Below are 7,941 nucleotides of genomic sequence, written 5' to 3'. Positions count from 1 at the left end.
TTCAGATCCCCAGCGACGGCAGCCAGCGCGAACTGCGCGCCATCCTCGACTGGCTCGACGCCACCGGCATCGAAGCCGACGAACTCACCGTCCACACCCCCGACCTCGACGACGTCTTCTTCGCCCTGACGGGCAACGACCAGCCGGCCGAGCCCCACCAGACCAAGGAGACAGTCCGATGAGCGCCCTCTCCCTCGCCGTCCGCGACTCGAACACCATGCTGCGCCGCAACCTCCTGCACGCCCGGCGCTATCCCTCCCTCACACTGAACCTGCTCCTCACCCCGATCATGCTGCTGCTGCTCTTCGTCTACATCTTCGGCGACGTCATGAGCGCCGGCATCGGCGGCGGCGGCGCGGACCGCGCCGACTACATCGCCTACCTCGTTCCCGGCCTCGTACTGATGACGATCGGCAGCACCACCATCGGCACCGCCGTCTCGGTCTCCAATGACATGACCGAAGGCATCATCGCCCGCTTCCGGACCATGGCCATCCACCGCGGCTCGGTCCTCGTGGGACACGTGGTCGGCAGCGTCCTCCAGTGCATCGCCGGCGTCGTCCTCGTCGGCGCCGTCGCCGTGGCCATCGGCTTCCGCTCCACGGACGCCACCCTCCTCGAATGGCTCGCCGCCTTCGGACTGCTCGTCCTCTTCGCCACGGCGTTCACCTGGATCGCCGTCGGCATGGGGCTGATCAGCCCCAACGCGGAGGCCGCCAGCAACAACGCACTGCCCATGATCCTGCTCCCCCTGCTGTCCAGCGCCTTCATCCCGGTCGACACGATGCCCGGCTGGTTCCGGCCCATCGCCGAGTACCAGCCCTTCACTCCCGCCATCGAGACCCTGCGCGGCCTGCTGCTGGGGACCGGCATCGGCCACAACGGGTGGCTCGCCGTCGCCTGGTGCGTGGGCCTGACCGTGCTCGGTTACCGGTGGTCGACCTCGAAGTTCAACGACGACCCGAAGTAGCCGTTCCGACCGTCCGCCCCGGGGCGGCGCACTCCGGCACACCGTCGGCGTACGCCGCCCCGCCGGGCTGGACGGTGCACCCCGTTCTCCCGGCCCGTCCGGGTCCGGCTCGTCCCCGGCGCGGGCGGGCCCACTGCGGCCCGAAGGCAGGCAGAGGGCGGCGAGACCCGTCCCCAGGCAGGCGAGCCCGCCGACGACGAACGCGTTCCGGACGCCCCGGATCCCGGCCAGGTACCCCACGCCGAGGGCGCCGAGCGGGGTGGAGCCCTGGAGCACGAGGGTGTACAGGGCGAGGACGCGGCCCCGGTAAAAGGGGTCGCTGCCCAGCTGGATGCGGTGGTTCACGGCCTGGGCGAAGTACACGGAGGCGCCGCCCGTGAGGAAGAGCAGGACCAGGGCCGCCGGGTAGGACGGAGCCCAGCCGACCGTGGCCTCCAGCGCCCCGAGGACGAGGGCCGACCCCGTCACCAACCGGGCCGAGGGGCGCGCGGTGCGGGCCGTGGTGAGGAACGCCGCGGTGAGCGAGCCCGCGGCGAACACCGTGGTGAGCATGCCGAAGGACGAGGCGTCGGTGTGGAACACGGTCCTGGCGAGCAGCGGCAGCGTGAGCTGGAAGTTGAGACCGAACAGCCCGACCCCGGCGATCAGGGCGAACGGGATCAGGAGATCGGGTCGCCCGCGTACGTACCGCAGGCCGTCGGTGACGCGCACCCGCCCCGCCGCACGCGCCGTGCGGTAGAGCTCCTCGGGGCGGATCCGGCGCAGGGCTACGACCGTGGCGAGGTAGCTGAAGGCGTTGACCGCCATGACCCAGCCGGTGCCGAGCACGGTGAGGAGCAGGCCGGCCGCGGCGGGGCCGGCGACCCGGGCGACGCTGAAGTACGCGGCGCTCAGCGCCGAGGCGTTGGGCAGCAGCTCGACGGGCACGAGTTCCCCGACGAACGCCATCCGGGTGGGGACCTCGACCGCGTTGACCAGGCCGAGGCAGAACGCGAACACCTGGACCGCCCCGGGCCCGGCCGTGCCGGTGAGAACGAACGCGGCCAGGAGGAGCGCGAGCAGGCCGGAGATGACGTTGGCGGCCAGCAGCAGCACCCGCTTGTCGTACCGGTCGGCCAGCCTTCCGCCGTGGAGCGTGAGGAGCAGCATCGGGGTGAACTGCAGGGCGGTGACGGTGCCGAGGGCCGTCGCCGAGTTGCCGGTCAGTTCGAGGACGAGCCAGTCCTGGGCGACGACCATCATCCAGGTGCCCGCCGCCGAGACCACCTGGCCCGCCGCGAACTGCCGGAAGTTGCGGACCCCGAGGGCCCGGAAGGGGCGGGCCCGGGCGTGGGCGGTCACGGTGCCGCGGGCCCCGCGCCGTCATCGAGGCACTCGTCGAGGAAGGCCAGGGCTCGCAGGTGGTACACCCGGGCGGCCCGGCCGAGGCTGATGTTGTGCCCGGCTCCGGGGAGCCGGTCGACGAGGACCCGGGGCGCCGCCGAGAGCCGCTCGGCCAGATCGGTGAGGTCGGCGTCGCTCTGGGACCACCACGCCTCGTGCTCGGCGAAGGTGAAGCGCACCGGCACCCGTACGCACGGCAGCAGACGGCTGGACAGTGCGCTCCACTCCTGCGCCGATTCGATCTCCTGGCCCGGCATCGGGGCGACGACGGCCCCGGCCTCGCGGAAGGTCCCGTCCGGGTAGAGCCGCAAGGGGCCCCAGTTGAGCCGGCGCAGACCGGTGCGTTCCCCGCGCCCCAGGAGCGTGGCGGAGGCGGCCGGCCGGTGTCCGCAGCCGGAGACGTCCAGGCCGACGAGGGTGTCGGGCGGTGCGTCGGCGGCGAGGGCGAGGGCGAGCTTGCCGCCGAAGGAGTGGGCGAGCAGGAACAGGGGGCCGGACACGTGGTGGGCCTGCGCGTCGGCGAGCGCGAGGCGGACCGTCGCGACCTGCTCCAGGAGGTCCTGCCCGGTGGGCAGGTGCGGAGCCGAGGCACCGTAGCCGGGCCGGTCGAGTGCGAGGACGGCGTAGCCGAGGCGGGCGGCGAGCGTGAGCAGGGAGACGTCGGGATGTGCCTGCCCGTCGAAGTATCCGGCGCTCATCCCGCCGCCGTGCAGGGCGACGACGGTCGCGCGCGGCGGATGGCCGTCGGCGGGCTCGCTCAGCAGAGCGGACAGTGGGATCCCGGCCGCGTCGAGGGTGATCCTGCGGACCCCCGGTGAGAGGCCGCCGGTGGCAGGGGCCTCCTGCGCGGGGTGTGCCGTCGTCGTGAGCATCGTGCGTCCCCGTTCCTCGTCCGCCCGCCTCGGGCGCCGTCCTTCCAGCATCGGGTGCAGTCGCGGAACGGGACGAGGCGTCCCGGGCCGGGGCTCCTGCGGAAATCCGTCTCCCCGGCGTCGGAGAACTCACGGACCGCAGTCGGGGGGCGGTCAGGGACCGGCTGCCGACGGTGCCGTGCCGCCCGTCCGACTGGGGCCGGGCGCTTCGCCCGCACGGGTGACCCGTACGTCCGTCCGGCAGGCCTGGGCGCGAGGGTCAGGCCATGCGGACCACCTGACCGCTGTGCCGGGCGCGCTCCGCCGCCCAGACCACCAGATGGGAGCGCAGGGCCTCGTCCGGGCCCGTGCTCACCAATTCCCGGTCGTCGCCGGCCACGGCCGCGAGGAACGCCCGGATCAGTTCGGCGTCCGCGCCGCCATGGCCGTCCGCCGCCGAGGCCCCGCCCTCGGGGTCGAAGTCGAAGGTCTCCCGCGTGTCGGTGAGGAAGTCGTGGAGCGTGAGCGTCCGACCGTCGCCGTCGAGGGAGCCGTGAGTGCCGAACACCCGGGTCTTGCGAAAGTCGAGACCCGTGAAGGCGGTCATGGTGAAGGAGGCGGTGGCGCCGCCCTCGTACTGGAGGTTCACCACCTGGTGGTCCACCACGTCGTTGCGGCCGTTGTAGACACAGGCGCCGTAAGGGCCGTCCTCAAGTGCCTTCGCCAATCCTGTACGCGTCACATCGTCGGTGAGGACGCCGAGCGGCCACTGTTCGAAGACCGGGTCGCCGAGGAAGCGTTCGTAGATGCGGGGCGCGGAGTAGGCGCACGTGCGTTCGACGGCACAGGTGACGCAACGGTCGCCCGCGTCCTGCGGCTTGTTCTCGGGGCGGAAGTGGAAGAGGTTGCCGAAGGAGGAGACCTCCTCCACCGGCCTGCCCACCACGTGGCCGAGCCAGTCGATGTCGTGGCAGGACTTGGCGAGCAGCATCGAGGACGACTCCGCCTCGACGCCCCACTTGCCGCGCACATAGGAGTGCGCGTGGTGCCACCAGCCGACGGGTTCGAGGTGCTCGACGCTGACGACGTCGCCTATCCGGCCCGAGGCGATGAGCTGTTTGAGCTTGACGGAGTACGGCGTGTAGCGCAGGACGTGGCACACCGCGAGGAGGATGTCGTTGCGGGTGGCGGCCTCGACGATGCGGCGGGCGTCCTGCTCCGTCGGCGCCATCGGCTTCTCCAGCAGCAGCGCGTAGCCCAGATCGGCCAGGGCCACGGCGGGGTCGGCGTGCAGGCGGTCAGGCGTGGCGACGATCGCGGCGTCGGCGAGGCGCGGCCGGGAGGCGAGCTCCGTCCAGTCGGCGAAGACCTGGTCGTGCGGAATTGCGAACTCCGCGGCGAGGACGCGGCGTCGTACGGGGTCCGGGTCGGCGACCGCCGTGATGACGGCGGCGCCCTCGGCGGCGGCGATGCGTGCGTAGGAGGCCCCGCGGGCCCCGGCTCCGACGATCGCGAGGGTGACGGTCACGTGCCAAATCCCTTACTTGACGGCACCTTGGAGGATGCCCTTGATGAAGTGACGCTGGAAGAAGAGGTAGACCAGCACGATCGGCGCGATCACGATGAGGGTGCCGGCGGAGAGCAGCGGGATGTTCTTGCCGTACTGCTGGACGAACTTGCCGAGTCCGGACGGGGCCGTGCGCATCATGGGGTCCTGGATGAGCACCAGGGCCAGCAGGAACTGGTTCCACGCCCACATGAAGTAGAGAAGGCCGAGCGTGGTGAGCGCCGGGACCGCGGTCGGCAGCAGGACGCGGGTGAGGGTGCGCCAGCTGTTCGCCCCGTCCACGGCGGCGGCCTCCAGCAGTTCCTTCGGCAGCGACTCGAAGTGCGTACGCATCCAGAAGACGCCGAAAGGCATGAAGAGGCCGACCAGCGGCAGGATCACGGCCCAGTAGGTGTTGAGCAGACCGACCGAGTCCAGGTCGTAGTAGAGGGGGATCACGATGGCTTCGTACGGCAGGGCCAGTCCGAGCAGCAGCAGGGCGAACAGCGGGCCCTTCGCCTTGAGCCGCATGGTGGCCAGGCCGTAGCCGGCCAGGGTCGCGAGGACGAGGGCGAGGGGTACGACGCCGAGCGCGATGACGGCGCTCGACTTCAGCAGGGAGCCGAATCCGGCCGTGGACCACGCGGTGGCGAAGTTGCCCCACTGCGGGTCGGACGGCCAGGAAAGGCCCGGTGAGAGGGTGGTCTGCGGCTGGAGCGCCGCGGTGAACAGGGCGAGGAAGGGGAACAGGACGGCTGCGGCGGCGACGACGAGGGCCAGCCTGGGGAGTTGTTTGGTCATCGGTGGTACTCCAGTCGGGTGCCCGGCATGCGTCAGCGCTCCCGCGACAGCCTGTTGAGGCCGTACATGACGGCGCAGGTGATGAGGGACAGCACCGTGGCCAGGGCGCATGCGGTGCCGACGCGGCCGGCGGTGAAGACGAGTTGGTAGACCTGGACGCCCGGGACCATGGTGGAGTAGCCGGGTCCGCCGCCCGTCATCACGTACACGACGTCGAAGCCGGCGAGGGCGGAGATGACGGTGACGTTGCAGGCGACGCCGATCTCCTTGCGCAGGCCGGGGACGGTGATGTGCCAGAACTCGCGGATCCTGCCGCAGCCGTCCAGGCGGGCCGCCTCGTGGAGCGACGGCTCGATCCTGCCGATGCCGGACAGCAGGAGCAGGAAGCACAGGCCGGTCGAGACCCAGGTGCCGATGAGGCCGACGGCCGGGAAGGCGTAGGTGAAGTCGCCCAGCCAGGCACGGGCGAGGGAGCCGAGGCCGACGGCGCGCAGCATCTGGTTGAGCGGGCCGTCCTCACCGTAGATCCACTTCCAGACGACGCCCACCGCGACGAGCGGCAGGATCTGCGGGAGGAAGATGACGGTGCGGATCACCGGCATGGCTCGCCAGGGGACGGCCGATGTGAGGGCGGCCAGGATCAGGCCGAGGACGACCGGAACGACCGTGTAGAAGAGGATGAATCCGAAGGCGTGGGTCAGTGCCGCGCGCAGGGCCGGTTCTTCGAACACAGCGGTGTAGTTGGAGAAGCCGGCCCAGGTGGCGGCGCCGATGCCGTTCCAGTTCCAGAACGAGATCCAGAAGCTGTGGAGCCAGGGCGCGATGACGAAGAGCGCGTAGAAGACGAGCGCGGGGGCCACGTACAGCAGGGGCACGAGGCGGCCCTTGCGGCGCGGGGCCGTGACCCCGCGCCGTGAACGGGCGGGAGCCGCCGACCGCTCGTCGCGCACGAGCGTGTCAGCCATGCGTGGCGGCCCACTCGTCCTGGATCGCCTTGACGAAGCCGTCGGTGTCCGTGCGGCCCGCGAGGAGTTCCTGAGTGGTCGCGGTGAACTTGTCGTTCATGGTCGCGGTGGCGTTGTTGTTGAAGCCGACGAGGCCGTTGTCGTCATTGACCCTTCCCCAGGCGGCGACGACGTCCTTCATCACCGTGCCCTCCTGCGGCTTGGCGGCGGTGAGGTCCGCGGGCATGAAACCGGCCTTGAACTCGGCGGCCGAGGCCTCGGGCGAGTGCAGGAAGTCCAGGAAGAAGGCGGCGGTGTCCGCGTTCTTCGACTTCGAGGAGATGGCGTAGGCGACGGAGGTGCCGATCGCGGTGGCCTTCGGCGAGGGGAAGGCGATGAATCCCGCGTCCTTGCCCAGCCGGTCGCCGATCTTCTCGGCGTCCCAGTTGCCGTCCACGAAGTAGACGCCCTGGCCCTTGGTGAACTTGTCGACCGCTGTCTGGAGGTCGGTGCCGTTGGCGCTGCCGGGCAGGTATCCCTTCTTGTTCCAGGCGGCGAGCTTGTCGGCCGCGGTGCGGTTGCCGGGGGTGTCGAAGGTGGCGCCCTTCTGGCCGAAGGTCCAGCGGGCGGCCTTCTCGGCGCCGTCCGACGACTGGCCGATGAGCTGGATCGGGAAGGAGGCGTGGCCCTGCTGGTTACCGAGCTGCAGCGGCAGTTCACCGGCCTTCTTCGCCTTGGCGAGGGCCGCCTCGAACTCCTCCAGGGTGGCCGGTGGCGTGGTGATGCCCGCCTCGGCGGCCTTGGCCTTGTTGTAGTAGACGCCTACGAGTGAGAAACCGGCCGGAGCCGCGTAGAGGCCGCCGGTGCCGAGCGTGGTCCCGTCTCCGGCCACGCGCCACTGGTTGAGCTGCGTGCTGGGATACGTCCTGCCCCAGTCGTACGCCTTCGCGTACCGGGACAGGTCGAGGACCAGACCGTCCTTGACCGTGGTACCCACCGAGTTGAGGAGCGCGATGTCCGGCGCCTGGTCGGAAGCCAGCGACAGGTTCAACGCCTTGTTGTAGTCGTCGACGTTGTTGTCCTCGTAATCGATCGTGACCTGCGGGTACTTCGCCTCGAAGGCCTTGATCACCGACTTGACCGCCGCTCCCGACTCAGGGGTGGAGACCAGCTTGAGCGTGACCTTGTCCCCGGTCACTCCCTTCCTGACAGGGCCGGACGGCTCCGCCCCCGCCGACTCCGTGGAGGCGCCGGGGGCGCAGGCGGTCCCGCACAACGCCACCAGGACGGCTCCTGCCACAACTCTGCTGATCTTCATCGACGCTGCTCTCCTGTGAAAACGGGAAAAAGCGCTGGTGTGGCAGGATGTCGAGCCGAGGTTGCCAGCCAGCGAGTTTCGAAGGAAACTTTCCTTCGGAAGGATGGGACACACCGTCGCACTCGTCA

6 protein-coding genes and 2 pseudogenes are annotated in these 7,941 nt (G+C 70.6%); 2 read left to right on the top strand and 6 right to left on the bottom strand.

The genetic code is table 11. The annotated features are described in order from the left end of the window. Together E6R60_RS32830 and E6R60_RS32825 are read left to right on the top strand one after the other, a co-directional pair. A pseudogene (locus E6R60_RS32830) lies at positions 1-182 on the top strand (ABC transporter); the annotation flags it as partial. Further along, positions 179-970 (top strand): ABC transporter permease, encoded by a 792-nt coding sequence (locus E6R60_RS32825; RefSeq protein WP_136330357.1) that lies wholly within the window; start codon positions 179-181, stop codon positions 968-970. The pseudogene E6R60_RS32830 and the gene E6R60_RS32825, both read left to right, overlap by 4 nt. Before the next feature lie 162 nt (positions 971-1,132). Here E6R60_RS32825 and E6R60_RS32820 read toward each other — a convergent pair. From E6R60_RS32820 to E6R60_RS32795, 6 genes and pseudogenes are all read right to left on the bottom strand, one after another. After that, positions 1,133-2,236 (bottom strand): annotated as a pseudogene (locus tag E6R60_RS32820) (MFS transporter); the annotation flags it as partial. A gap of 71 nt (positions 2,237-2,307) precedes the next feature. Beyond that, entirely contained in the window at positions 2,308-3,225 is a 918-nt protein-coding gene (locus E6R60_RS32815; RefSeq protein ID WP_136330356.1) for an alpha/beta fold hydrolase, read from the bottom strand. Between the two features lie 259 nt (positions 3,226-3,484). Then, entirely contained in the window at positions 3,485-4,732 is a 1,248-nt protein-coding gene (locus E6R60_RS32810; RefSeq protein WP_136330355.1) for a Gfo/Idh/MocA family oxidoreductase, read from the bottom strand. Positions 4,733-4,744: 12 nt separating this feature from the next. Then, positions 4,745-5,551: a carbohydrate ABC transporter permease gene (locus E6R60_RS32805; protein WP_136330354.1), complete on the bottom strand. Its 807-nt coding sequence runs from the start codon at positions 5,549-5,551 to the stop codon at positions 4,745-4,747. Positions 5,552-5,583: 32 nt separating this feature from the next. Then, positions 5,584-6,516, bottom strand: a complete 933-nt coding sequence (locus tag E6R60_RS32800; protein ID WP_136330353.1) for a sugar ABC transporter permease — start codon at positions 6,514-6,516, stop codon at positions 5,584-5,586. After that, on the bottom strand, positions 6,509-7,813 hold the full coding sequence (locus tag E6R60_RS32795) for an extracellular solute-binding protein (protein ID WP_168713712.1): 1,305 nt from the start codon (positions 7,811-7,813) through the stop codon (positions 6,509-6,511). The genes E6R60_RS32800 and E6R60_RS32795 overlap by 8 nt, the downstream gene beginning before the upstream one ends. Positions 7,814-7,941 lie beyond the last annotated feature (128 nt).

The organism is Streptomyces sp. A0642, assembly GCF_004795105.1.
In the GTDB taxonomy this organism is placed as follows: Bacteria; Actinomycetota; Actinomycetes; order Streptomycetales; family Streptomycetaceae; genus Streptomyces.
Note: the sequence above shows the minus strand (reverse complement) of the source record. Positions and strands in the feature narration are given on the sequence as shown.